Raw genomic sequence first — 24,211 nt, forward strand, 5'->3', positions numbered from 1 at the left:
TGGTGGGTCCTTTCTGCCGGTCAGAACACCGCTCCGCCTTCGTCCGCCAGGATCAGCTCGGACTGGGTACCGACCAGGAAGCGGACCTTCCCGTAGGACGCGGAGGGCAGCCGAGTTCGAAGCGTGACGCCGAGGGTGACCGGTCCGGCCGGGGCGTTGTTGATGTAGAAGTCGGTGGACAGGCTGGCCGCCGTCTGCGTGTCGTCGTTGAAGACCGGCACGTTGAACTCGCCGACCACCTTCCCGGTGTCGGCGGTGATGGTCGTGCCGGCGTCCCAGCGCACGGAGGTGACGGCCTGCTGCTTCGCCTGCCGTACCGAGGAGTCCCCGGTGCCGTCGCCGTCCACGAAGGCGATCCGCAGGCCTACGCGGTAGACCCGCTTGGCCTCCGCGGTGAAGGTGTGGGTGTAGACGAGGGTCCTGGTGTCGCCGACGTGCGGCGTGTCCTCCAGGATCTTGATGGTCACGATTCCGCGGGGCGTCTTGTCTTCGAAGGCCACCCGGCGCCACGGGCCCCAGCCGCTGTTGTTGCCTCCGCGCACCCATTCCTGGTGCGGGCTGGTGGGCGAGTGCACCATGCTCCACCACTGCCGGACGTCATTGCCCTGCCATTTGCGAGTGGTGACGAAGCCCCACTTGCCGCCGAAGTCCCAGCCGCCCTCGGTGCTCACGGTGTTGGTGAGATAGAAGCAGGACTCGCCCTCCGGGTAGGTGGAGGGGTGGTCCGTCTGCTTGCGGGCGCCGAGCTCCAGCATCCGGGCTCCGGCGGGTGCCGCCTCGGCCTTGCGCTCCAACGCGGACACGCGCAGCTCGGTGTTCTGGGCCTGCTGCCTGTTGGCGGCGTCGGGGTTGAGGCCGGTCGGGTCGCCGATTAGTGCTCCGGCCTGGAAACCCTGTTCGTCCGCCTTGATCAGCAGGCCGGTCACGGTGGAGGTCATCTCCTGGCCGCCGACGACGACGGTGACCTGGTCGCCCATTCCCCAGTCGATTCCCAGCCGCATTGAGCTGTCCGCCACGGGGATGGCCTGTACGGAGGTCCCTGTGTACCCGGCATCGGCGAGCGCCTCGGTGCCTGCCTGCCGGAGTTCTTCCGGGTCGGAGGTCTGGCGTTGGTCGACGAACCGCTCGATCCGGCGGCCCCAGTCGGCCTCTGCGGCGGTCGAGGCGTCGTTGTCGACGGCGACGATCGTGCGGGCCTCCAGGTCTCCTTGGCCAGCGACCAGCACGCGGGTGACGCCCGGAGGGGTGACCGTGACCCGCTGTCCGGCGAGGGTGCCTGCCTCCACGTCGAGGCGGATCTCCCTGGAGCGGTCGGTCACGGCGTACGTCTCGAAGACGAGTCGGTCACCGCGCTGGACGATCCTGAACCCGAGGTTCGCGACGGTGGCGATCTCGGTGAGCAGGTCGCCCAGGACCGGGAACCGGGCGGCCTTGGTGATGGTCGGGCCCCGACCCTGGCTCCCGCCCATGTAGAGCCCGGCCTTGCGCCGGGGGGCTGGCGCGTACTGGCCGCAGTTGGCGTTGACGAAGTCGTGCATGATCGTCTCAGCCGGTCCGGTGCGGATGTCGTGGCCGGCCTTCTGCGTGGACGCGTCCGGGTTGGATGGCTCCGGCCAGGCGAGCATGTCGGCCAGGGCGACGGTGTCGGAGACGCCCTCGAAGACGACGCTGCCGCGCTGGTCCTCGGGAGTGGCCGCGTACTCGGGCCTCGTCACCGGACCGGACATCAGTACGTCGTCCGGTCCGGTGACGATCAGCCCGGCGCCCGGCGCGCGCAGTGCGGTGGCGAGGGGGTGTTCCAGGGGCAGGGTCAGCTTCCAGGTGCCGACGTTGTTGAAGACGTCGTGGAGCTCCAGGGAGAGATCCTCCGGCCTGATGAGCCCGAGGCGGGCCAGGTTGCGGTCCCGCACCTCCACGGTGAGGTCGCTGAGTTTCAATCAGATCACCATCCAGCGTCGGGCCCGCCAGGAGCAGGAGATTTGGGACGCGGCCGTCGTGTCGAGCAGCTCTGCCCTGGCAGTACTGGTGCCGGGCGGGACGACCCAGAAACGGGGCGCGGGCGCCAGGTTCGCGTACCGGTTGACGCCCTTGCCGTCCACGACCGTGGCTTCCCGGCAGTCAATGATCAGCTTCTCGTCGGCCGCCAGGGTGCCGTTCCAGCGCAGCGCCTCCCCGTTCGCCGAGACGACATGGAGATCACGGCCGGGTCCGGTCACCTCCCAGACGGGGTACGCGGGCACGTCTCCGTCGTTCGGGAGGAGGATCGTGCCGATGGCCTGGCTGGCGGCAACGGGCAGTGCCACCAGATCGGACAGGAAGCTGCGGGTGCCGGCGTCGCCCTTGACGGTCTGGGTGGTGACCGCCGAGGCCGTGAAGTAGGGGTCGCCGGCCCGCAGGGTGATCGCGGTCTGGACGTCCAGGGCGCCGGAGAGGGTGTACTCGCCGCCGCCGACGCGGTGGACCTTGGTAGTCCAGCGGCTGCCGTCGTCCTCGATCAGGGCGAGCGTGCACTCGCCGGTCATCATCCGGGCCAGGCGTCCGATGAGCTCCCGCAAGTGGGCGCGGTCCCGGCCGACGATGTCGAGGGGGAGGTCGATATCGCGGCCGAGGACCCGCTTGTTGCGGTACCGGGAACCGTCGCCGGCGCCTTCGAGCCACTGCACGGTAACCGGAGGCAGGCCGAGGCCGGTCGCCCCGGCCACGGCCTGGATGCCGTACCCGGTCTCCGCGACCTCGTTGAGGTTCAGGTCGTCAAAATCGCTCTCCAGGATGAGAGTGGTCAAGAGCTCACCACCCCACCATCCGTGCACGGCTTGCCGCGGCGAACAGGTCCTCTTCCGAGGAGACCGAACTGCCCGGAGCTGCGTAGTAGTTGAGGACCCGCGTGACGGCGCCGCCGGTGTTCGTGCCGAGCCCGTTGGCGACGGCCGCCGAGGCGGCGCGAGCGGTGCGGGAGTAGTCCGCGGCGCTGGGGCGTGAAGTGATCGCGCCCACGGCCTTAACTACCCGGTCGGATTCGCCTGAGATGCCTCGGGCGAAGCCGAGACCGACGAAGCCGCCGAGCTTGGTGAAGACCCGCGAGGGGGAGTGAATGCCGAGGTCGGTCCGGACCCGCTTCACCATCGAGTCGGAGATGGACGTCATCTGGGACTCGATGGCGCCCTGCTGGCTCGCCAGGCCCTGGGCCAGGCTCTCGCCGAGCGAGGCGCCGTGCGCGTACATTGCCGAGGTGGGCAGGTCGGTGCGGGGAATCGTGCCGGTGAGGTCCGCGAGCGAACTGCGGACGGTACCGTACTCGGACTCCAGGCCGGAGACCAGGCCGCGGATGATGATGCGGCCGGCGCCCCGGAGCAGGATGCGGTCCTTCTTCGGCGGGCCCTTCCAGTCGGTGAGCTTGCTGGTCAGGTCCGACAGGGTGGACTTGACCGAGTCGAACTTCGACTTGATGCCGTTGATCAGGCCCTCGATCAGCTGCTTGCCCGCGTTGAGCAGGGTCGAGCCGATGTTGCTCAGGGCCTCAATGGCCTTGCCGGGGAGCTCTTTGACGAAGCCGACCGCCGAGGAGACGCCTGCCTTCACTGCTTCGCCGATGCCGTTCCAGGCACTGGAGCAGAAGTTCGAGATGCCGTTCCAGGCGGTTTCCCAGAGGGACTTGATCCACCGGAGGCCGTCGTCGATGAACCCCTTGACGCCGGATATGAAGAACTGGGCGCCACCCTTGATGGCGTTCCAGATGCCCTCGCCGAATGCCTTGATCGCGCCCCAGGCGGCTTCCCAGCCGCCCTTGAGTAGGGCCATCCCCTTCTTGAGGATGCCGCCCATCGCGAGGACGAGGACCGCATCGAAGATGCCCTTGATCAGCTCCCAGATGCCCTGGAAGAACTGCTTGATGCCCTCCCACATCCGGCCCCAGTCGCCGGTGAACAGGCCGGCGAAGGTGTTCCAGATGCCCATGATCACGTCGACCGTGCCCCGGAAGATGTTCTCGACGGCATGGATCGCGGTGATCAGGGTGTCGACGAGCATCTTCGCGACGAACTCGATGGCCGGCGCGAGGACGGGCATCAGCACGTTGACGACCGCCAGCAGTGCTTCGAGCAGCGGCTTCGTGGCCTCCGCCAGCCCCGCGAAGGCCTCCGCCAGGGGCGGCAGGCACTCGGCGACGAGGCTCTGGAAGATCCCGACCAGCGGGGTGAGGATCGCCGTCAGAAGCTGGAGCAGAACGGCGATGACCGGCTGGAGGGCGGTCATGATCGTGACCCAGGCCTGGGCCACGATGGCGAGGATCGGGGTGAGCCCGGAGGAGAGCTGCTCGATCAGCGGGGCTACGGCGGCCAGGATCTGGCCGAACAGGGCCGCCGCGATGGGCAGGACGGCCGACAGCGCCTGGAAGGCGCCGCCGAGCAACTCGCCTACTATGGGAACGAGTTGGGCAAAAAAAGGTGTGAGCTGCTGGATGGCGGCGGTGAGGGCGCCGCCCAGGAGCTGGATGATCGGGATGATCGCTGGCGCGAGGGCCGTAAACGCGTTCGCCAGCGGGATGAGGGCCGCTGCGACGAGCGGGCCGAGCATTGTCGCGAACGCACCGACGACCTGCATCAGGGCGCCGAGGGCCTGTCCGACCGGCGCCATGGCGGGCGCCAGAGCGGTCACCGCGGCCTGGAGCCCGGTGAACATCGCCGTGACCCCTTGGGTCACGGCGGGCTGGGCCAGGGCCGAGGCTACGGCGTCGAGCGCCGTCCCGATGGTCTGTCCGACCTGCGGCAGAATCGTTTCTGCAAGCGCCGCGAACTCGGTGAAGAACGCCTTGACCGCCGGACCCGACTGGGTGGCGATCCGGTTCATCGCCTCGTGGGCTGCGGCGAAGACGCCGATCAGCCCGGCCTGGAAGCCGGGGCTGTCGACAGCGGCGTGGATGCGCTCCAGCGTGTCGGCCAGCACGCCGAGGCTGGAGCCGCCGGCTGCCTCCGCAGCGCGGGCGATGCCCGCGAGGATGCCTCCCGTGTTGGAGAGGACCGACCCCAGGTCCCGGAGGGACTGGATCCCTCCGTCGATCCACCCCTTGAGCCGGTCGTCGCCCTCGGAGGCGGTGAGGAACGCGGAGAAGCGTTCCGAGATGTCGACGAACCACTGCGCGAGCGCGGGCAAGTAGCTCGTGCCGACCTTGCCGAGGACGGCAATGATGTTCGCGAAGGCGCTGGTGCCGCCCGTGGCGATGTCGATCGACCCCGCGAGGTCGACGAACATCTGGTTCAGCGCGGGGTCGAGCGCGCCCTTGAGGCCGGTGGCCAGACCGCCGAAGAAGCCGCCGAGCTGGTCGGCCGTCCTGGCGACGCCGGCCGTGAACTCCGGGAGGAGCTCGTCGACCATCGCGCGGATCGGCTCCGCGGCCTTGGCCCAGAACTTGGCGCTGATCGTGTCCTGGAGGCCCGAGAGCTGGCCCTTGACCTCCGGGAGGACCTTGTTGAAGTCGCGGAAGGCTGCGACGGTGACGCCGAGGCCGACCGCCATCCCGCCGAGAAGTCCCGGCAGGAGAAGGGAACTTGCGCCGATCTGCGCCAGTGACGCGGACAGGGCGGCCAGGTTCGAGGCGGCCGAGAGGCCCCACCCGGCGAGGCCGGCGATTGCCAGCGCCAGCGAGCCGATGATCGGCACGCTCTTGTCGAGGTTCTTCAGCGTGTTGCTGAGCCGCTCGAACATGTTGTTCAGGACCCGGGCGCCGCTCAACGCGGCCAGCGCGGTTGCGACTTTGGTGACCGCGCTGTTGTCGAGCTCGGGCAGGATCGGGACGGTGCGCGGCCGGGTGAGCACCTGGAGGCGCGCGGAGAGCAGGGCCCCGGAGCCGTTGGCGATGTCGGGTTCTACCTTGACCTTCAACGGGGAGACGTCGTCGGCCCAGTCCTTGAGCTTGCGCTTGGCCTTGTCCGCGGATCGCTCGTCGAGCTCCAGCTCGATCCGGCCGGCGGCCTTGAGGTCGTCGACCTCGAACCGGACCTTCTGGCCGTTGGCCCGGTACTGGAGCTCACGGGCCGCGTTGCGGACGGCGGTGGCCATCCCGTCCGTCGAGATCGTCGTGTAGAAGCGGATCTTGCGGGCGTCGGCCTGCCGGTTCCGTGCGTTGATCTTGCGGAGCTCGGAGATGAACTCCCGGCTCGCTCCCGACATATCGACCTTCGTGGCGACGGTGAGCTTGAGCTGGCGCTCGATCCGTTCGAGCTGTGCCCGGGCCTCCTCCTTCGTGTCGGAGGTGTCCGGCATGACCTTGACGGCCACGCGGCCGACGACCTGGGTCTGAGCCATCCCCACCTCCTACCTTCCGGTGAGCTGCTGGTAGATGGCCGCGACGGTGACCGGAGGCCTGGAGCCCGTAGACTTGTCGGGTGCCTTCGAGGCGGGACGGGGCCACGGCGGGATCTTCGGGGCTTTGCCCCTGCCCCACTGGCCGGTGGCCCGGGTGTTGACGTTGACCGCGTCGTAGAGGTCGGCGATCAGGTGGCGGTCCTGGCCCCACCCGAGGAGGTGCCGGCCGCCGGCCGCGAGTGCGGCGGTGAGCGAGGTGTCTGGGAGCCTCTGCACCAGGGCGAGGACGAGTGCGGGCGAGGGCCCGCGGCCCGCGATCACGTCGGCGAGGTCGACGCCGAAGTGGAACAGCAGGTCCGCGTACAGGCCCTCCCCGTACTCGTCGATCAGCCCTGCGAGGCCGAGGCTTCCCCCACCTGTGCGCCCTTGGCGTACCGGTCGAAGATCTCGGCGAGCACGGCCAGGTCGCCGCTGACGGCGGTCAGCAGCTTCTTGGCCTGGGCGGCGTGCTCGGCGACCAGCTTGATCGCGTGGGACAGGAGCTCTTCCTGGTCCGCGTCGTCCTCGCCGAGGCGGTCCTGGAGCGCGGTGAGCTCCTCGCGCTTGGCCTTGGGCAGTCGAAGCGGGTTGAGCAGACGGACGACATCCTCGCCAACGGTGATGTCCGTCGATCCGTACTTGGACTCCGCGGCGGCGCGGATGTCGTCAAGGGAGTACTGGGCCATGGGGTGCGACCTCCAGGTCAGGAGAGAAAGGGGGAAGGGAGGAGGGCTGGAGGTCTCAGGTCGCCTTGCCGGCCGCCCAGGCGCTGCCGTTCCAGAAGGCCGAGCTGGAGTCGCCGAGCTGGACGTACTTGCCGCCGGTCCAGGCGGTCGCGGGCGAGGCCGAGACGGCCGCGAGCGCGGCGATGTTGGCCGGGGTGACGGCGCCTTGCGGGCTGAAGACGCCCGGGGTGCCGGCCGTTGCGCCGGTGGCACCGACGTTGCCGAGCGGGGTTACCGCGTACGTCCAGGTGTTGGAGCTGAAGGCCATCGGCTTAACTCCCAGCGGTAGCCCTGCGAGGGTTTCCGTGTCCGCGATCGACATGTCGTCTGCGCGGTAGATTTCCGCCTTCGGGGCGTAGAAGGCGAAGTGGTTCTCGCCGTCGATGAAGACGGCGAGGAAGGCCGACTGGGTGGGAACGGGATCGGCGGGCACGCCGATCGAACCGTCCGGCAGCATCGGCGCATTGGCACCGAAGTACAGGCGGAGGCCGATCGTGTCGAACTGCTGGAGGGTGAAGGTCATGGTCTCGACCCGTGCGCTGTACTTGGTGCGTAGGCTCTTGTTCTGGAGGCTGCCGATGGTGGTGGCCTCGCCGCCTTCGGACGCGATGGCGAATACGTCCTCCAGCGAGGTGTGGCCGACAGGCTGCCACGGGGAGACGGGGACCAGGAGGTCGGTCGGCATCGCGGTGCCGACTGGGGCCGTCAGGAAGTTCCCACTTCCGACGACCAGCGTTGCGTTGTCGTTGAGCGCCAAGAAGAAACGTTTCTGCTTTCGGGCATAAAAAAACCCCGAGGCCGAAGCCTTCGGGGTTCGCGGTGCGGGTGGGGTTAGGGGGAGAAGGGGCGCTGGCGCGGGCGTCGGATCTGGATGTCGTAGATCGCCTCGTAGCGGGTGACGCCGGTCGGCAGGTCCGCGTACTGGACGGGCCCGGTGGCCGTGGCCCAGTCGGCAGCGCGCCGGGGGGCGCTGTTCATGTCGACCCGGATGATGTGGCCGAGGCGCGGGTACACCTGCTGCTTCAGCCAGGCGTCGCGCAGAACGACGCGCACGGCCTCCCCGAGGATCGCGGCGTCCTCGTCGCCATCGGGGTCCGGGGCGAAGGTGTGGACGACCACCCTCGCGGCATCCGTGAATCGGGTGTCGCCTTGCCACTCTCCCCAGGTGGGGTCGCGGCGGACCAGGACCAGCGGGAACTGCTGGTGCAGGGAGATCAGGGTCTGGACGGGAACGCCCGGGAGGCCCTCGCGCAGGACGGCCAGGAGCAGGTCTTCGACGGGGGAGAGTTCGGCGAGCGCCCGGACGTGGTCGGGGAGTCCGGCCATCAGAGCTTCACCTTGCCCTTGCGCTTCTTCGGCAAGCCGGCCGCGCGGGCCAGGATGAAGAGGCCTTCGGCGGGCGGGATCATGACGAGGAACTTGTTGCCGTCCTTGTCCTCGCGGACGGCGACGGACGCCGCGCGACCGTACTCGATCGACAGCGCGGCCTTCTGGCCGCGTTCGTCCGAGAGGATCACGTACCTGTCGACGGTACCGGCGTCCACGTCGATCTCGGCGTGGCCGTCCGCGCGGTGCTGGACGAGTAGTTCCTCGGCCCGGACGGCGATCTCGAACGTCACCTCGTCGAGCGCCCGCTGGACGCCTGGCAGTTCGGCAAGCCGCTTGGTGAACTTCTTGCCGCCGGACCGGTCGTAGATCACTGCCATCAGGGCCGCTCCCGGATGTCGATGGACCAGTGCCGGGTACGCCTGGTGCCGTGGTGGTAGGCGGGGGGCGAGACGATGTCCCACTGGCGGCCGGCGTACTCGACGCGGGACCAGAGCGAGACGCCTTCGAGGTGGGCGTCCACGATCATCCGGGTGACGTTGATCTGCTGCTGGCCGGGGACTTCGGCCCGGGCCGACCGCTGCGGGATGAAGGCGGCGCGGACCTCGATCGGCCCGGCGGGGTCGGCGACCGTCACGGCGTTGCCGCGGTGGTCGACGGTCTCGACCGTCCGCCAGACCCGGGCCCGTTGGCCTCGACGGCGTTGCACGCTCACCAGGGCCCCCGATCGTCGGCGAACAGCGGGAAGCGGTCGCCGCCCGCGTAGTCGACCGGAACCGTGCCGGCCGCACCGGGGCGGATCTTCGAGGACCAGGCCGACACGACGACGCTGGTCAATCCGGGCCTTCGGCCTGCGAGTTCGGCGAGAAGTCGGATCTCCTCGCGGGTGAAGTGGATGGTGCCGGCGTCCCTGCCGATGTCGGACCAGGTCAACGTCTCGTCGCCCGCGCGGCTCTGGGTGTAGCCGTGCGGGTTGCGCAGGTAGCGGGTGACGGCCTTGAGGACCAGCGTACGCACCAGGCGAGGTACCCGGTCCTGCGGCCAGTCGCGGCCGTATTCGGCCGCCAGGTCGGAGGCGTCCTCCAGGGCGGCCTTGGCGATTCGCAGCTCGTCCTCGTCGAGGTCCCAGTCCAGACGGCCCTTCAGGTCGTCGAGGGTGGCGTAGGCCAAACCGGCCTCCCTTCGGAAGCGGGCGAACCGTGCGGCCGGAGTGTCAGGCAGCACGGTCCGCCGTGGGTCAGGCGTTGGCCGGATCGGTCTCCGGCTTCGCGCCGGCCGGGGTCCACACCCGCGCGTCGGACACGCCGGTGAGCTTCGCGAGCTCGGAGGAGGCGGCCGGGTAGTCGCTCTTGCCGTCGAGCTGGAGGCGGATGCCGCGGACGAAGTGCTCCTGGGTGGAGATGATCTCCTTCTCGGCCGCGTCGTCCCAGCCGACCAGGATGTCGGTCACCGAGCGGAACCCGTTGTAGGTGTTCACGACGCTGCGGTCCTGGAGGTACAGGCTGTCGTAGTCCCGGATCCAGCGCAGGGCGATGCCCTCGAAGGAGGCGGTGGCGCCGTAGGGAACGGACTGCGGGATGGACGGGGCGCCGGAGAGGAAGATGAAGGCGCTGGACGCGAAGGCGTACGCCGCGTCGCTCGGGATGGTCTGGTCGACGACAATTCGGAAGCCCATCCGGTCGCCGATCGTGGCGGTCCGGAGGGCCGACTCGGCCTCGCTGTCGCCGACGTTCTGCGCCAGGTTGAGCTTGTCGTCGTTGAGGAGGGCGGACTCGAAGTCGGAGCCGACCAGCAGGTATCGGGCCTCCTTCGGCGCGTGGAACGCGTTCAGCACACGGCGGGCCTCGATCAGCGCGGAGCGGAGGTTCTGCTGGGCGTTGCCGATCGTGACGTTGTACTGCTGGCCGGTCAGCGTCTTGACGGCGCGACGCTGGAGGCCGCGGCCAACTGCCTTGACCTGCGGGCGAAGCAGCTTCGACCACTGGTCGATGTCGAAGTCGTTCTGCTCGTCCGTGAGCTTGACGGCCGAGTAGCTGTTGCCGCCGAAGGTGACCGCGATGGTGCGCTCGGCGTACTCGTCGAACTGGATCGGCTGGCTTCGGTCGTTGCGCCACGCGTAGTCGTGGAACGGAAGGATCCCTTCGATCTTCATGGAGATCGTGTCCTTGTCCGTACCGCGGAACTGGTCGATGCCGTGCTTCTGAAACAAACTCGGAATGAGGAGTTCCTGCTCCAGCATTCCTACGGCGGTGTTGACGAGCTTCTGGGGCTTGACTATCTGGTGCTGGGTGGTGCTCAAAAGGTGCTGGATCTCCGGGAATGGCCCCGGGCGGGTGGCTCCGGGGGCTGTTCGTAGCCGGAAACACCTCTCCTAGCCCTCGACCCAGTGGCTCGGGAGCTAGGAGAAACGTTTCTGCATGTACTGGAAGCGCCGGAACGGCGCGCGAGCTTGGACTTCAGAGGAAGAGCGGGTTGCCGGTCGACAGGTCGAAGACGGCGCGTTGGTGTTCCGCTCGGGCGACGCGCAGGGCTGCGGCGCGATCCGGGATGCACAGCGACAGGTCGAGGTAGACGTTCGGCCCGTCGAGCCAGGCCCCGAAGTAGAGCCGGTCGTCGGCCGCGAGGCGGCCGGCGTGCTCCTGCTGGAACCGGGCGAGGGAATCGTCAGTGAACTCATCGACGGGGATGGAGAGTTCAGTCCCGGCGAGGGAAACCATGAAGCCCTCGGTGGGGGCTGCGCGGCCGGGGGCCCAGGTGGCACCGCCGTTGGCCAGGATGAGGTGGGCATGCTCGGTGAGGGTCGTCAAGCGGTCGCCGCTCAGAATCGGCGGGTTCGCCGGGCGAGCTTGCGGGGGTCGAGTTCTCCGTCGTCCTGGCTGGAGGGATCGAGGCCGCCGTCGAGGGACTGGGGCAGAGGCGGGACGAGCAGGCCCTGGAGAGTCTTGGCGTCGGCGTCCAGTTCCTCGACGGTGGCACCGCGCAGCCGGGCGGCGAGCGCGTCGGGCAGGTCGTAGCGGCGGGCGACGGTGCCGATCATGAGCGTGCGTTCGAGCTCGGCGTTCTTCGCCGTCACCTCGGCAACGGCGGCTTCGAACTCCTCGGGGCTCTTCGCAGCCGTCAGCCGCTCCTCCGCGTCACGCAGGCGTGTACGGTACGACGCACTCTCAGCGCGAGTCCGCGACAGCTCTCGGCGAGCCCAGTCGGGAAGATCGTCTTCAGGCGACGCGGCCGGCGTTTCGGGCCTCTCGTCGTTCTTCTGCTCGTCGGTCGGTTCGGGGTTCTGTTCAGGCACGGTCACGCCTCCTGGGCTGTGGTCGCTCGCCGAGCCACCTGGGCTTCGGCCTTCTGGTGTTCGCGTAGTTGGGCGCGGAGGAACCGGCGCCAGGCATTCAGCGCCGATCGGCCGCTGTGGCCCTTGGTGACCTTCGGCCACAGGTCCGCGTACTGCCGGTTCAACTCGGTCAGCGCGCTGGCGCCGTACTGCTGGGCGTTGAAGACGGGCAGCGCGGCGCAGTGGCAGTGGTCGTGGAAGAGGTCGCCGTCCTTGTAGAGGGCGGACGCCTCGGACTTGTAGGCGACTCCGCGGCTGAGGAGCATCGCGCAGAAGCCGCACGGGGTGCCGGTGCGGGAGACCCTGACGTAGCCGAGGGCCCGCCGGTCGCGGCTGGCATGGTGCCAGAGGGTGGACCGGCCACCGTTCATCGCGACCCGGGAGGCGGCCCCGGCCTGCTGGGCGCCCGCCTTGCGGTGGGCGTCGCCTCGCTGCTGGTCGGCGTCCTTGGCAGGCTGCTGGTCGTCGACCTGCGAGAGCCGGCGGTCGAGGTTGCGGGTGCCGAGCGCGTTGAGCACCGTGCGAAGTTCCTCTTCGGCTTCTCGCTCGATCCGCTCCTCCTCCTCGCGGAGGCCCTCCAGTTCCTCGACGAGGATGCGCTCCCAGTCTTCGGGGCTGTCGTCGAGCACCTGGTGCCCGTGCTCGGCTGCGGCGTCGCGGACACCGGGCTCGATGGACTCAGGCTCGGTGTCCGGTGAGCTGGGACCGGATGGGGTGCTCGCGTCGGTGCTCGGCGGGACGTACGTGCCGGCCAAGCCGGCAAACTCCCTGCGAAGGTCGCCGAGCGTGATGTGCGACGGCTCCGGGTGGTAAGGGTCGGCCGCGGTGGTGCCGGTTTGCAGCGCGCGGGCGAGGCGGTAGTAGGCGCGTGCCAGGTCTCGGGCCTGACGCCTGCGGCCCATCACCAGGGTGATCGCCCGGCGCAACCACCCGGCGGCCGTGGCCGCGCGCTGTTCGGCCGGGACCTCGGACCACAGGGCGAGTGCCTCGGTGGTCGTGGCGGTGCCGATCTCGGTGAGCGCGACCTGAAAGGCGCTTGACGCCTGGTCGGTCTCCTCCTGCCTCGTCGGCCGGGTCACGCTGCCACCGCCATGGCAGGTTCGGGGGTCGCCCGCTTCAGCGCGGTGGCGAGCTGTCCGACCGGGTCCTCGTCTTCGTCCTGCTGTTCCCAGTCCTCGATCTCGGTCTGGGTGACGCCGGGCACCCGACGCCACAGGCCCTTCTTCGGGATTCCGAGCTGCTCGCGCAGCTTGCCGAGGGCATCCGCGGCCTGCGCCAGCGACCGGGACTCCATGTCGCGCCAGATGACCTCGCCCCGGTAGTCGGCGGCGGCAGACGTGTGGCCGGCCAGCTCGGCCGCCAAGCGGAAGACCCTTTCCCAACACTCCCCGAACGAGGTACGGAACTCCGCGATCTTCCGGCTCAGGGCCTGCTCGGCGGCCAGGAGCGCCTCCGCGCTCAGGTTCGCAATCTGTCCCAGCAGGTGATGGGGCGGGGTCTGCGACACGGCAGCGAGCTGACGTATAGACATATCGACACTGTTGATGAAGCCGTCGAGCGGAGTTTCGTCCAGCGAACCGAACTTGACGTCCGGATCCTCGGCGAACAAAAACCGCTTCGCGTTGTGGTTGATCGCCAACGGGATGGGCTGGCCGAACTCGTTGAGGACGGCCTCGCCCGTTTCCGGATCGCGCTGGATCGGCGGCGCCATGCCGGTAACCGTCCTGACCTTCGAGGAGCCGAAGGTCTGGCTGAGCAGCAGATCGAAGACCGTCTGGTTGATCCGGTCCTGCAAGGCGATCATCGGCTCGATGACGCCGACTGTCCGACCCTCCAGGTCCACGGTCGCAGCGAACCGCGTGACCGGGCACTCGGAGGCGCCGTGCCTGCGGGCGTCCGAGACCGTGATGCCCTTCTTGTCCTCCAGCGAGCGGAACGTGACGGAGTACTCGTTCCGGGCGTCCCAGAGCCGTGCCCGTCCGACGCTCTCGCCGAAGGGCCAGGCCGTGACGGTCGCGGCGGCATAGGGAACGTCGTCGTTCGCGGCGTCCTCGTAGAGCGCGGCCGTCCGCAGGGCCGACAACCCCCTGGTGCGCACCTGGCCCGCGCGGTCGCGCTCGGTCAGGGTGAAGGCGTGCCCGTAGGTAAGGGCGCCTCGGTAGACGGCGGCCTGGCGGGCGTCAAGGCGGCTACGCTGCCAGTGCGCCCACTCCACGGTCGTCGAGTCGGCCTCGGCCGGCAGGCCCTGGCCCGTCGCGCCCGGCCGGAAGCCGTCGACGAAGAGACCCTGCGCCGGGGTCGCGACGAGCAAAGGCATCCAGTTCGACACCGCCCGCCGGGCCAGCAGCCGGTACTCGTCGTCGGCCTGCGGCGGCATGTACGGATCGTCGTGGCGGCCGTGAAGGTAGTCGTCGATCCGTTGCAGCCGGGCACCGTCCCGATGGAGGACGGCGAGGAGCTGCTGCGCAAGCGACAGGGGGGAGTGGGCGGCGACCAGAAGAGATCACCACCTTAGTTACACTCTTGCGATCAGGTTAAAGAAAAAAGCCCCGACCGGTCCGCTTGCGGACCTTCTTGCCGCGGGCTCGCAGGTCGATCAGGGCCTCGTGGGCCAGCATCAGCGCCGCGTACGCGTCGACCTTGCGGGGGCTGTCCTTGGTCTCCTTGCCGAAGGAGACGCCGAAGCTGTTCGTCCTGCGCACGGCGTTCAGCACGTGCCGGCGAAGTGCGCGGTCGCCGTCGTGGGCGAGCTTGCGGTCGAAGACGGACCGCATCAGCCGCTCGTGGGCCATCGTGGACGTCTTCAGTGAGGACCGCATGTCCCAGCCGATCGCATCCCGGCCGAGCGGCGACTTGACGGTCAGGCCTTCGCCGTAGGTCTCGGACCACTCGGAGATGTAGCTCTCCCAGAGCGCGACGTCGGCGAAGAAGCCCTGCACCTCGAAGAGGCGGAACGCCTCGTGCACGGCGGAGTCGACCTGGTCGCGGGGGACCGACCAGTCGTCGCCACGCGGACCGTCCGGCTTCTCCCAGAGACCCAGGATGAAGGCGCACATGTCGCTGACGCGGAGGGCCATCAGGCAAGTCGAGTCGTCCCGGAGGCCGCCGTCGAAGCCCAAGGTGATGGCGTCGCCGGCCTGGAGCGACTTGGAGTCGTCGCGCAGTACGTCCCATTCGGCCGGACCATAGAGGGCGTCCTCGCTGGCGACGATCTGGTTCAGCCACATCCGCCGCGAACGCGACGGCGACAGCGTTGTGTCGAGGATGGACTGAAGGATCGTCTCGACCCGCAGCCAGACCGCGTCGCCGCGGATCGCCGGCAGAACGATCCGGATCGCCTCGACGGTCAGAGGGGTTGCGGGGTGGGCCTCGATCGAGTCGTACAAGAACCCGATGTCTGCGGCTCGACCTTCCAGGATCTTTTCGTGCGCCTCGCGCATTTGCTCGGCGACGGAATCCTCACCCGGGAGGAAAGCATTGGTGATGGCTAGATACCGCGAGTCCTTCTTGGTCGCATTGCCATCAATGGTGGCGTACATCTTGTCGCCGTTATTGCCGGTGACCCAGTGGTGCGTTTCGTTCAGAACGACGAACGTGGACCACTAAGGACCGCGCCCCTTCCAGGGCACGGTAACTACTTGTCACCGCCTCAAGGCGCTGCTTGCCGCCGTTCGCGCGGATCAGCTCCGCACCGGCCTTGATGCCGTAGGTCTCGATGAGCCGGTCGCTCATGAGACTGGGCATCAACGTCATGGTGTTGCGCGTCTGATCACGGCTGACAGCCGCTACCTGCACCCAGGCCTGTGGGTGGGGAGCGCCGACCGGGGCTCCGTGCTCATCCCAGTGCGAGAACCGGCTGGGACCGACGAACTCGACCAGGGACATGACCGCGAGAAGGGGGTCCTTGCCCGGGTGGGCCCCAGCCCTTGAGACGCTGGAGAACTCCCTTTCGGTTGATGAACCGACCGGTGTCGTCCAGCGCCCACCAGTGAAGGATGAATCGAAGCTGCTCGTTTGTGAACGTCCAGGGACCACCGTCTTCGGCGCACAGGTACTCCGCGCACCAGCCGGCGATCTGCCAGCCGAGGGTTCGCTCCGGCAGAAGCCAGGAACCGTCCTCGCCGCGCTTCCAAGTGGGACCGAGGAACGTGTGCTCCAGGGCCTCGATCTCTTCCAGGGTCAGGGCTGAGATGGGACTCACCTCCCCCCTGCTGTTCAGGCCGTCCAACAGGCGGCTCAGCCGACGCCGAGCTCGCGCTTGTAGCTGGCGATGGCGAGCACCGCGGCCGACTGGACCTCGGGCTCGGGCTCGTGCAGCTCGATGCGGACGCGCCGCCGGTCGCCCTCGGCAACCAGGAGCCGCTCGAAGGCGGAGTAGATGGTCTGGAGCATTTGGCCGGACCTCTTCCCCGACTTCTTGTAGTACGAGAGGTCTTCGCAGAGGGAATAGGCGAGCGCCCAGTCCGACTGCTGGTAGAAATCGGCCTGGCCGGACATTTTCAGGGAATCCCAGAGGCGCCGCGCGATGGGGTGCCAATCGCGGTCGGCATTCGGGACCTTAACTTCCCGCATCACGCCCTTGGTGACGGGCTGGACGTCACTGCCCTTGCGTGCCCGGGGGCGGGCGAGGTCGGATTCGCGATTCGGAACGGGACCGGGCATTTCCCACCCCCTCTCGCCAAGTCGAGGGCCCCGAGAAGTTCCTCGGGGCCGGCGCGGCTCAACGGGAGTCCCGGAGCGTCGCGCTCATCGCAGGCCGGGGTGCTCCTCGGTCCTGCGGAATCGCCGGTCGTTCCGGCGGCGGCGCGCAGCCTTCGCGGCGGCGCCCTCCCTGGAGGACTTGACCCGGTGATGCCACCCGCAGAGCGATTGAAGGTTGACCTCGCGGTGGTCGTCGCCGGGCCGTATGTGGTCCACATCGGTGGCGGGTTCGATGCAGCGGTCGCCGTACTGGTCCTTCGCCGTACAGCGATGACCGTCCCGCACCAGAACGCGGAACCTGATCCGCGGCCAGTCGGCCGGCAGTCGAGCCCTTCGGTCGGACGTAGCCCAGGACATCGGCCTCCTTCGTCGGCCGGTAGCACCGGCGGGCCGAGGGCTTGGACAAGCCCGACAAGGGCAGCGGCGAAGGAGCCTGGAGAAGTGGGCGCCTCCGGCGCCCGCAAGGAGAAGCCTCGACGGGCTTTCCCTTCCACTCCTATATACGGAGCGGGGGAGAAGATCTGGAAGCGGCCGGGCGGTGAGGCCGGTCACACTCTCGCAATCGGGGTCGGATAGATCGACAACTCTTGCAATCAAGTCACACTCTCGCGTATGGTCCGGTGCGACAGCCCGTCAGACAGAACGGCCCCAGAGCGCTGGAACGCTCCGGGGCCTGCTACCTAGAGATGAGACCTCTAGATGCGAGTGCATCGTAACCGGCACGACCGCGCGTTCGTCGTCGTGCCCAACGCCGCCGTCCGACACGCCGGCCTCTCCCTCGCCGCCGTGGGCCTGCTGGTCCGCCTGCTGTCCCTCCCGGACGGCACGCCGGTCTCGATCGAGCGGATCACCGATCAGGTTCACGAGGGCAGGACCGCCGTCTCCCGCGCCTTCCGCCAGTTGGAGGCCGCGGGCTACCTGCGCCGCCAGCGCACCCAGGACCCGGAGACCGGACTCTGGAGCACGCAGTCACACATCTCCGACCTGCCGATGAACCACAATCCGGCGGTCGGTTCGCCGGGGCCTCGGGGCGTCGGCGATCTCCCCGAAGGGGGAAAGCACCAGGGAAAGAACCTCCTCCCCGCCGTCGAGCCGGAGCCTGAGGCGCCGGAGAAGCCGGAGGAGGCCAGCACCACCGAAGACCAGCTCACTCCGGCCGCCGCCGAAACCGGCCGGGCCGCCTCGTTGCTCGCCCGACTCGGTGAGCGCGACCGGCGGCTCACGCTCGGCACGGCCGACGTCCTGCGCCTTGCCCCGCTTGCCGCCGAGTGGCTGCTCGACGGGCACAGCCCGGCGAAGCTGCTCGCCGTCCTGACCACCCGCCTCCCGGAGCAGGTCGACGCCCCGGCTGCCCTGCTCTCCTACCGCCTCACCCACCACCGACCGGCCAAGCCGGAGCCGCAGGCAGTCCCCGCAGCGGACACCCGAGCCCGTTGCCAGCAGTGCGACGCCCCGTTCCCGGCTGGCGTCGTCCACAGCCTGTGCAAGACCTGCGAGCTGGAGACCGGCCGGGAGAAGGCCGGACCCGACGACGCGGCGGGCCTGCTCGCCACCATCCGCCAGCGGCGTGCCAGCGGCACCTTCGCCAAGGGCGCCCGCTCCCGCTTCCTGTCGGCCGCCGCCTGAGCGCCAGAAGGGTCAGAACATGCACTTCATGCAGATGCCCTGGTACGCCCGGGTGGTCTTCACCGCTGGTCGGCCGATCGTCCTGCTGGCAGCCCTCGTCATGAGCGTCCCCGGCGAGATCCGGATGGCACAGATCGCGGGATGGCATGGCTGGATCACCTGGCTCATGCCGGTGTCCGTCTCGGTGTACGCCGGAGCTGCGGCCGTCATCTCCGAGCACCGCCGCCGCATCAAGGCGCCCGGCCGTGTCAGCGCCACGATCGGCGCAGGCGCCGCCCTTGGCCTGGCGCTGGCAGCTCAGCTGGTGGCACACCTCTTCGACCAGGGCTACATCGCCACCTCGGGCTTCCTGGTGGCGGCCGTCTCCGCCGTGCCCCCGCTGGTGGTAGCACACATGCTGCACATGGCAGCGACCCCGGAATCCGAGCTCTCAGCCGCCGAGCGGATTCACGACCTGGAGGTGCTGCTCGACGTGATGGCGAACGAACTGGCGGAGGCGCTCGACCGCGACGGCCGAGAGCTGCTGTCCAGGGCGGCCGGGATCGCCAACGGCTTTGACGAGCTGGCGGAGGAGGCAGCTGACCTGGCAGAGGAGGCGGAGGGCGAACTGGCAGAAGAGGACCCGGCCGGCTCGGCACCCAAGACCTCTGCCGGCAGCCGCCAGGCCGTACCAATGGAGGAGGTCCGCGCCGCCATCGCCGTCATCAAGGCGGACAAGGAGCGGAAGCTGTCCGGTCCCACGCTCGCCGATGAACTCGGCTGCTCGACCCGCACCGGCTACCGCTACCTGAGGCTGGCGCAGGCCGCCTGACGCGAGTGGTCAACGACTTTACTAGTCAACGCCTTGACTGGTAAAGTCGTTGACCATGGCAAACGATCCTGACCTGGAGTTCTCCTACGAGCTTCGCGTTCCTGCGGCAGCCAACGCTGGCGAGGGCTGGGAGAAGCCAGCCAGCTCCGAAGAGGGGCTGAAATGGGATGGCACCGTGCACGACCTCGGCAGAACGGTCCTGGCGGTATGGCAGCGGGAGTGCCCGAAGCGGTACCGCGGCCTGCCGGCCTACGTAGAGGTGCGAAACAACCTGGGCGCTTGCGCCGAGATCGACGACCCCACGCCCGCTGGCGAACTGGTGGCGGCCCTCGAAGTGGCGATCGAAGCGAGCCAGATGGCGGACCTCGCCTCGGACATGCGGCGGCAGGAGCTCACCGACCTGATGCGGGACTGCCGCAAGTGGGGCGGCTACTCGAAGAACAACATCGCTCACCGGGTCCGCAAGGTGATGTCGCGCCCCACGGCACTGAAGGCGATGCCGGGGAAGTAGGGCGGCGGTTGAGCCGCATGCCCATCAGCAACGCCTCCCGTCAACAGCACTTACCCGAGAACCCAGCAGCCCGCCCAGTCCGCATCGGACTGGGCGGGCCTTTTGCTGCCTGCGCCGAGTTCGCGCAGGCGCCCCAGTTCCCACCGTCGAAGGAGTAGAAGTGGAACAGCCCACCAACAACCCCGGCCTGGACGAGGCTCTCGTCCGGGCGCACGCCGAGGTGACCACCGACCTCGGCCGGACGGAATCGAAGATCGCCGCGTTGCTCTCGGCGCTCGGCCTACCGCTGGCCGTTCTGACGTTCGTCCTCCCCGGCCGGCACCTTTCGGTCGTCGTCGCCGTCCTGCTCGGAATCGCAGGCGCCGGCATGGTGGCCGGAGCGGTCGCGACGCTGGCCGCCCTTCTCCCGCTGGGGGTGACCGGCCGTGGGACTCCGGGCTCCTTCCTGCGCTGGGCCGAGTGCAGCACCCCGGACCAGGTGCTGGATGACCTTGCAGTCGACCGCCGGGCCGCGCGGCTCATCAGGCGCTCGCGGCTGCTCCGGCGCAAGTTCCGCCTGCTGCGGCTCGCCGTGCAGCTCGGCCTCGCGGCGGTGGTCGCGCTGGCCGTGGCGCTGGTGGCTGCCCTGGTCCAGTAGCGCGACGGAAGGCGGGCGGCGCCAGCCCGGACGACCCTGGAACCGTGGCAGAATCCGAGCGGCTAAGACGTGGCGGTCGGCGAGTTCCGCTACCGGGGGTCATACCCCCACCCCCCATGGGCTACCGGGCATCGGCTACCGTCGCGCGTCGTGCGTGGGCACCCTCGCACCCCCCCACACCCCCCGAAGAGGAACGCGCGCGTAGGAAGGCCCGGCCTCCCGCTCAACGGGTCGGGAAGGGGGCGTTCCGGCCCGTGCTGGCAGCCCCTCACGCCGCCTCTGACCTGCGGAAACACGGCCGGGTTTGCAAGAGTGTCACTAGCCCCGTAATGTTCTCCCCGTCGCCACCACGGAACGCCAGCCGCAAGGCAGGGCGGAACGGGGGGCGGGTAGTCGAAGTGATTGCGAGAGTTGCGAACGCAAGGCCAGCCCACTAGGGTTGGAACCAACGCCGAACCGCACAGCCGAGAACGGGCCACACGATGTGGCGCCGCCGGAAGGGCGAACAGGTGGGATCGCAGCGAAGCGATTGCAAGACTTGCGAAACGGGAGAACGGCCCGATAGGGTCGAACTCGACACCAACCGGATCAAACCGGGAGGTAGCAGAACTTGAGCTTGTCGCTCACCCGGCCCCGCCCCCTTCGGGGGGTGGACGTCGCAACCGCCAGCCTGGCGGTGTGGGTGGGTACGCAGGGCGACGGTAGGCCCGAAGATGCGCGATCCGGAGGCGGGGCATCCCGCCGGTGATGGCAGCGTGTCGGAGACGACGCCGAACCCCTGGGGTACAGCCAACGTAACAGGCAGTGGCGCGGATGCCTTTGTCCGCAAGTCCCGCCCGTACGGCCTTGGTGAAGCCGCGAACCGCCCCGTCCCGGGGTAGGCGTGGTGGGAAGCTGTCCACGGATGCCCGTGGATGGTGGTGTCAGGGGAACCGTGTCGGAACTCGGAGGTCAGGGCTCACCGTTCACGTCGAACGGGCCGGAGAGATCCGGCCGGAACGAAGCGAAGCGGCCGGAAGGAACCGGCCAGTCCTGCGGGTGAGGGACGGTGAGCCCGGCGGTCGGAGTAATCCTGCCGCTGAACCCCGAGTGATCACCCGAAGTTGAACGATCTGGCCCAGCAGGGCCAGGGCCCCCCGGACGCCATGGGCGTAGGTGCAAAGCCGCCGGGGGGTTCTTATCGGGCTGATTGCGAGAGTGTAACTAGCCCGCTCCGTGCACCGCTCGGTGGCACGGCAAGGTGCCAGGCGTCCGCCTGGCGAAGCAAGGGAGAACCATGGACTTCATCATCACCGCCACCCCCGTCAGCCTGGCCAAGTCCGGTCGGTCGGCCCTGAGCCTCCAGGAGCAGTTCGACAACCTGACCGAGCGCCACTTCGAGATGGCCCGGGAGCTGGACACGGCCCGCGCCAAGCTGGCCAAGGCCGCGGCCCGGGAGCAGGTCTGGGGCGACATGATGATCAGCGCGCTCGGTCGGGTTGAGGGCCTGGAGGCCGTGGTCGAGGAGCAGGCGATCACCATTGCCGGCTTGGACCTGTTCGTCTCCTCCCTGGAGATCTGCGTCTTCCTCGATGGTCAGGCCTGATTGCGAGAGTGTAACTAGGCGAAACGCCCCCTTCGGGGGCGTCTGCCCGGGGTGGTGCCCGGGTGCTGATGAGCCAGCCGCTCAACTCCGAAAGCGAGACAACATGACCTCCACCCGCACCAGCGACGTGGAAGACGAGGCGATGGCCGAGTACGCCCTCGGCCTCGACGATGCTTACCGTTCCTGGCCGTCGTGGTGTACCTCCTTGAGCCGCAGGAGCGAGGCCCCGACGCACGTCGAGCTGTTCAGCTACACCGAGTACCCCTTGAGCATCACGGATGCGTCCAACTACCGCGTGGCGGCCAAGCTGATCCGGGACGCGGCCGACAAGGGGCGCGACGACACCGCAGCCTCGGACGGGCATGTTGTCGAGGTCAGCGGCTCCGCGATGCACTACGGCTCTGCCACCGTCCTGTACGTCCAGGTCTACGAGGGTGGTTGCGAGATTGACTGCCCCGGCGCGCATACCGACGAGTGCCGACCGAACTGCGATCCCTGCCTGGACTTCTGCTTTGGCGATGCCTGCGAGGGCGACTGCCACGGAACCCGCCGGTACACGCCCGCCTTCCGTGACGCGGTCTCCCTTGCCGAGGGTGTGAAGCACGGATATCCGCTGCTCGACGAGGAGGACTACGGCGAGTTGGAGGACGAGGTGTTCCAGGAGAACCTCCAGTTCGCCCTCGATGATGTCCGGCGGGAGTTCGACCTGGACGAGGAGCACGACCACGAGGCGATCGTCGAGCGGGCCCACGATGGTCTGCGTGACCTGAAGTACGAGGCGTGGTCGGCCGGCGACGTGTCGACCCGTCGCGTGGCGGAGGTGTACGCCATGCACCGCGATGCGTACTTCGACGGCCTGGCCCGCGACTTCCTCCGGGGCGCCATCCATGGGCAGATCGAGCTGGTCGCGGTCTGATTGCGAGAGTGTAACTAGGCGAAACGCCCCCCTCGGGGGCGTCCGCCCGGGGTGGTGCCCGGGTGCTGATGATGCCAGCCGCATCCGTCCACACGAGGTCAAGTTGAAGACCACCCTGCACAAGATCTACTGCACGCTGAACCCCTGGGCCGGTCGTCGGGCTGAACGCGAGGCGTGGCAGAAGTTCAGCGATGCCGCGATGGCCTACCTGGAGTGCTCCGAGCGGTCGGCGACCGAGCACGACCAGCTCCGTAAGGACGTCAACGAGCTCATCGACGTGCTCAATGACGGCATGCTGGCGGACTCGATCGGGGAGCGCCTCACCTGCACCGAGGCCGACGCCTTGGCGAGGTTCTTCGCCCGATCCGGGCACCCGCACGTCGCCGATTTGTGGCTGAAGTGCCACGCCGAGGGCGACGACGGCGGTGACCTGCACCGCGACTGCAAGGACGAGGAGGACACCACGGGCACGGTCGTGGACCTCGACAAGTACCTCGTCGAACTGGCCGCGTGATTATGGACTGCGACTTCTGCGTCTTCAACGAGGCCACCTCTGTCTTCGTGATCTCGATGGGGATCTTGCCCTCGATACGGACCGATCCTGCCCAGCCGGTCGAGCTGGATGACGGCCGGTGGAACTCCTGTGAGGGCTGCGAGCCGTTGGTCGAGCAGCGTGCGAAGGCCAAGTTGGTCGCCCGAGTCGTGTCCGTCTTCCGGAAGAGCGGCATGCTGCCCAGCCCCACCCCGGGGGAGTTGGCGGCGATCAAGTTCAACCTCGACCGGAAGTACACCGCACTGTTCGACGCGGACCCGGTCAAGCGGCCGATCTAGGCGAAACGTGCAGGCCTGCCCGCTGTGGCCGGCCTGCACGTCGGGGCGGGGTGGTGCCCGCCTCCTGACGATGCCAGCCGCATCTCGATTCACGAGGTTTCCATGACCAGCCAGACCAACCCCATGCTCGCCAAGGTCCGCGCGATCCTGGCCAAGGCCGAGGACCCGGCCGCCTCCCCGGCGGAGTCCGAGGCGTACTTCGCCAAGGCCGCTGCCCTCATGGCGAAGTACGGCATCGAGGAGACGATGCTTGCGGCAGCGAAGGCGGTGCCCGCGAAGCCGACGAGCCGCCTGATCAAGATCGAAGGCACCTATGCGAAGGACCGCCAGCAGCTCCTGAGCTTCGTGGCGGTGGCGCTCGGCGCGAGCACCGTCTTCACCAAGGTCTACGACGAGACGACTGACAAGATCGTCAGCGCTGTCGACGTCTTCGCCTACGAGTCCGACCTGGACCGGATCGAGCTGCTTTACACGTCGCTGATGCTCCAGGCATTCAACGGGATGCGGTACGTCCGGCCGCTTCCCGGGGAGTCGACCACCAGCTACCGGAAGACGTGGCTGAGCGGCTTCGCGACCGCCGTCTACCACCGCCTCAAGAAGGCTGAGGAAGACGCGCAGTCCAGCTACGAGGAGTCCACGGGCACCTCGACCGCCCTGGTCCTGGCCGACCGGAACACGCTGGTCAAGGCCGAGCGCGACCGCAAGTACAAGAAGCTCCGGAAGACCCCGAAGCGCAAGCTCGGTGGCTCGGGCTGGGGTGCGGGCAACGTGGCTGGCAAGCGGGCCGACCTCGATGGGAAGCGTCTTACCGAGACCCGCCGCCCCGTGCTGGTCGGGTGATTCCGTGACGACCGTGAAGCACATCCTGCGCG

27 protein-coding genes and 3 other RNA genes are annotated in these 24,211 nt (G+C 68.6%); 12 read left to right on the forward strand and 18 right to left on the reverse strand.

Annotated elements, in window-relative coordinates; genetic code table 11:
• Positions 1-20 precede the first annotated feature (20 nt).
• The 18 genes from ACIOGZ_RS08045 to ACIOGZ_RS08130 all read right to left on the reverse strand — a co-directional run bounded on the left by ACIOGZ_RS08045 (position 21) and on the right by ACIOGZ_RS08130 (position 16,779).
• The gene (locus ACIOGZ_RS08045; RefSeq protein WP_400985248.1) at positions 21-1,937 is read right to left on the reverse strand and encodes a siphovirus ReqiPepy6 Gp37-like family protein; all 1,917 of its coding nucleotides are present in this window, start codon (positions 1,935-1,937) and stop codon (positions 21-23) included.
• Positions 1,938-2,783 (reverse strand): phage tail family protein, encoded by an 846-nt coding sequence (locus ACIOGZ_RS08050; protein WP_400985250.1) that lies wholly within the window; start codon positions 2,781-2,783, stop codon positions 1,938-1,940.
• Between the two features lie 4 nt (positions 2,784-2,787).
• Complete coding sequence (locus ACIOGZ_RS08055; protein ID WP_400985252.1) at positions 2,788-6,300, reverse strand: hypothetical protein; 3,513 nt, start codon at positions 6,298-6,300, stop codon at positions 2,788-2,790.
• 386 nt (positions 6,301-6,686) lie between these two features.
• Positions 6,687-7,025, reverse strand: a complete 339-nt coding sequence (locus tag ACIOGZ_RS08060) for a phage tail assembly protein (protein ID WP_400985254.1) — start codon at positions 7,023-7,025, stop codon at positions 6,687-6,689.
• Positions 7,026-7,080: 55 nt separating this feature from the next.
• Positions 7,081-7,821: a hypothetical protein gene (locus tag ACIOGZ_RS08065; RefSeq protein WP_400985255.1), complete on the reverse strand. Its 741-nt coding sequence runs from the start codon at positions 7,819-7,821 to the stop codon at positions 7,081-7,083.
• Between the two features lie 74 nt (positions 7,822-7,895).
• Positions 7,896-8,390: a hypothetical protein gene (locus tag ACIOGZ_RS08070; protein ID WP_400985257.1), complete on the reverse strand. Its 495-nt coding sequence runs from the start codon at positions 8,388-8,390 to the stop codon at positions 7,896-7,898.
• Positions 8,390-8,770, reverse strand: coding sequence for a DUF5403 family protein (locus ACIOGZ_RS08075; protein WP_400985258.1), 381 nt, complete (start codon positions 8,768-8,770; stop codon positions 8,390-8,392). Before ACIOGZ_RS08075 ends, ACIOGZ_RS08070 begins: the two co-directional genes overlap by 1 nt.
• Complete coding sequence (locus ACIOGZ_RS08080; protein ID WP_400985260.1) at positions 8,770-9,105, reverse strand: phage head-tail adapter protein; 336 nt, start codon at positions 9,103-9,105, stop codon at positions 8,770-8,772. Before ACIOGZ_RS08080 ends, ACIOGZ_RS08075 begins: the two co-directional genes overlap by 1 nt.
• The gene (locus ACIOGZ_RS08085; protein ID WP_400985262.1) at positions 9,102-9,560 is read right to left on the reverse strand and encodes a hypothetical protein; all 459 of its coding nucleotides are present in this window, start codon (positions 9,558-9,560) and stop codon (positions 9,102-9,104) included. The genes ACIOGZ_RS08080 and ACIOGZ_RS08085 overlap by 4 nt, the downstream gene beginning before the upstream one ends.
• A gap of 67 nt (positions 9,561-9,627) precedes the next feature.
• Positions 9,628-10,689, reverse strand: coding sequence for a hypothetical protein (locus ACIOGZ_RS08090; protein ID WP_387816963.1), 1,062 nt, complete (start codon positions 10,687-10,689; stop codon positions 9,628-9,630).
• Positions 10,690-10,846: 157 nt separating this feature from the next.
• On the reverse strand, positions 10,847-11,197 hold the full coding sequence (locus ACIOGZ_RS08095) for a hypothetical protein (protein ID WP_400985264.1): 351 nt from the start codon (positions 11,195-11,197) through the stop codon (positions 10,847-10,849).
• 11 nt (positions 11,198-11,208) lie between these two features.
• Positions 11,209-11,682 (reverse strand): hypothetical protein, encoded by a 474-nt coding sequence (locus tag ACIOGZ_RS08100; protein ID WP_400985265.1) that lies wholly within the window; start codon positions 11,680-11,682, stop codon positions 11,209-11,211.
• Positions 11,683-11,684: 2 nt separating this feature from the next.
• A complete protein-coding gene (locus ACIOGZ_RS08105; protein WP_400985266.1) occupies positions 11,685-12,800 on the reverse strand; it encodes a hypothetical protein in 1,116 nt (371 codons plus the stop codon).
• On the reverse strand, positions 12,797-14,218 hold the full coding sequence (locus ACIOGZ_RS08110; RefSeq protein ID WP_400985386.1) for a phage portal protein: 1,422 nt from the start codon (positions 14,216-14,218) through the stop codon (positions 12,797-12,799). The genes ACIOGZ_RS08105 and ACIOGZ_RS08110 overlap by 4 nt, the downstream gene beginning before the upstream one ends.
• Positions 14,219-14,255: 37 nt before the next feature.
• Positions 14,256-15,260: a terminase gene (locus tag ACIOGZ_RS08115; protein WP_400985267.1), complete on the reverse strand. Its 1,005-nt coding sequence runs from the start codon at positions 15,258-15,260 to the stop codon at positions 14,256-14,258.
• A gap of 10 nt (positions 15,261-15,270) precedes the next feature.
• Entirely contained in the window at positions 15,271-15,606 is a 336-nt protein-coding gene (locus ACIOGZ_RS08120; RefSeq protein ID WP_400985268.1) for a hypothetical protein, read from the reverse strand.
• Positions 15,607-15,957: 351 nt separating this feature from the next.
• Positions 15,958-16,383, reverse strand: a complete 426-nt coding sequence (locus ACIOGZ_RS08125; RefSeq protein WP_400985270.1) for a hypothetical protein — start codon at positions 16,381-16,383, stop codon at positions 15,958-15,960.
• A gap of 84 nt (positions 16,384-16,467) precedes the next feature.
• Positions 16,468-16,779 carry an HNH endonuclease gene (locus tag ACIOGZ_RS08130; RefSeq protein ID WP_400985271.1) on the reverse strand — a complete coding sequence of 104 codons (312 nt, stop codon included), beginning with the start codon at positions 16,777-16,779 and terminating at the stop codon, positions 16,468-16,470.
• A gap of 342 nt (positions 16,780-17,121) precedes the next feature.
• On the opposite strand from ACIOGZ_RS08130, the gene ACIOGZ_RS08135 reads away from it, so the two are divergent.
• The 12 genes from ACIOGZ_RS08135 (at position 17,122) to ACIOGZ_RS08190 (ending at position 24,179) form a co-directional block, all read left to right on the forward strand.
• Positions 17,122-18,048, forward strand: a complete 927-nt coding sequence (locus tag ACIOGZ_RS08135; RefSeq protein ID WP_400985272.1) for a hypothetical protein — start codon at positions 17,122-17,124, stop codon at positions 18,046-18,048.
• A 19-nt stretch (positions 18,049-18,067) separates the two neighbouring features.
• Positions 18,068-18,859 carry a hypothetical protein gene (locus ACIOGZ_RS08140; protein WP_400985274.1) on the forward strand — a complete coding sequence of 264 codons (792 nt, stop codon included), beginning with the start codon at positions 18,068-18,070 and terminating at the stop codon, positions 18,857-18,859.
• Between the two features lie 55 nt (positions 18,860-18,914).
• On the forward strand, positions 18,915-19,370 hold the full coding sequence (locus ACIOGZ_RS08145) for a hypothetical protein (protein WP_400985276.1): 456 nt from the start codon (positions 18,915-18,917) through the stop codon (positions 19,368-19,370).
• Between the two features lie 160 nt (positions 19,371-19,530).
• A complete protein-coding gene (locus ACIOGZ_RS08150; RefSeq protein WP_400985277.1) occupies positions 19,531-20,007 on the forward strand; it encodes a Pycsar system effector family protein in 477 nt (158 codons plus the stop codon).
• Between the two features lie 1,276 nt (positions 20,008-21,283).
• Positions 21,284-21,592 (forward strand): hypothetical protein, encoded by a 309-nt coding sequence (locus ACIOGZ_RS08155; RefSeq protein ID WP_400985279.1) that lies wholly within the window; start codon positions 21,284-21,286, stop codon positions 21,590-21,592.
• A 16-nt stretch (positions 21,593-21,608) separates the two neighbouring features.
• Positions 21,609-21,675: hammerhead ribozyme type II (locus ACIOGZ_RS08160), an RNA gene on the forward strand.
• A gap of 20 nt (positions 21,676-21,695) precedes the next feature.
• Positions 21,696-22,508, forward strand: coding sequence for a hypothetical protein (locus ACIOGZ_RS08165; RefSeq protein WP_400985281.1), 813 nt, complete (start codon positions 21,696-21,698; stop codon positions 22,506-22,508).
• A gap of 16 nt (positions 22,509-22,524) precedes the next feature.
• An RNA gene (locus ACIOGZ_RS08170) (hammerhead ribozyme type II) lies at positions 22,525-22,592 on the forward strand.
• Positions 22,593-22,611: 19 nt separating this feature from the next.
• Positions 22,612-23,022 (forward strand): hypothetical protein, encoded by a 411-nt coding sequence (locus tag ACIOGZ_RS08175; RefSeq protein WP_400985282.1) that lies wholly within the window; start codon positions 22,612-22,614, stop codon positions 23,020-23,022.
• Positions 23,019-23,339, forward strand: coding sequence for a hypothetical protein (locus ACIOGZ_RS08180; RefSeq protein ID WP_400985284.1), 321 nt, complete (start codon positions 23,019-23,021; stop codon positions 23,337-23,339). The genes ACIOGZ_RS08175 and ACIOGZ_RS08180 overlap by 4 nt, the downstream gene beginning before the upstream one ends.
• Positions 23,338-23,422, forward strand: an RNA gene (locus ACIOGZ_RS08185) — hammerhead ribozyme type II. The genes ACIOGZ_RS08180 and ACIOGZ_RS08185 overlap by 2 nt, the downstream gene beginning before the upstream one ends.
• 19 nt (positions 23,423-23,441) lie before the next feature.
• On the forward strand, positions 23,442-24,179 hold the full coding sequence (locus tag ACIOGZ_RS08190) for a DUF2786 domain-containing protein (protein ID WP_400985286.1): 738 nt from the start codon (positions 23,442-23,444) through the stop codon (positions 24,177-24,179).
• The last annotated feature ends 32 nt before the right edge of the window (positions 24,180-24,211 follow it).

It is taken from the genome of Kitasatospora sp. NPDC088160 (assembly GCF_044741445.1).
In the GTDB taxonomy this organism is placed as follows: Bacteria; Actinomycetota; Actinomycetes; order Streptomycetales; family Streptomycetaceae; genus Kitasatospora.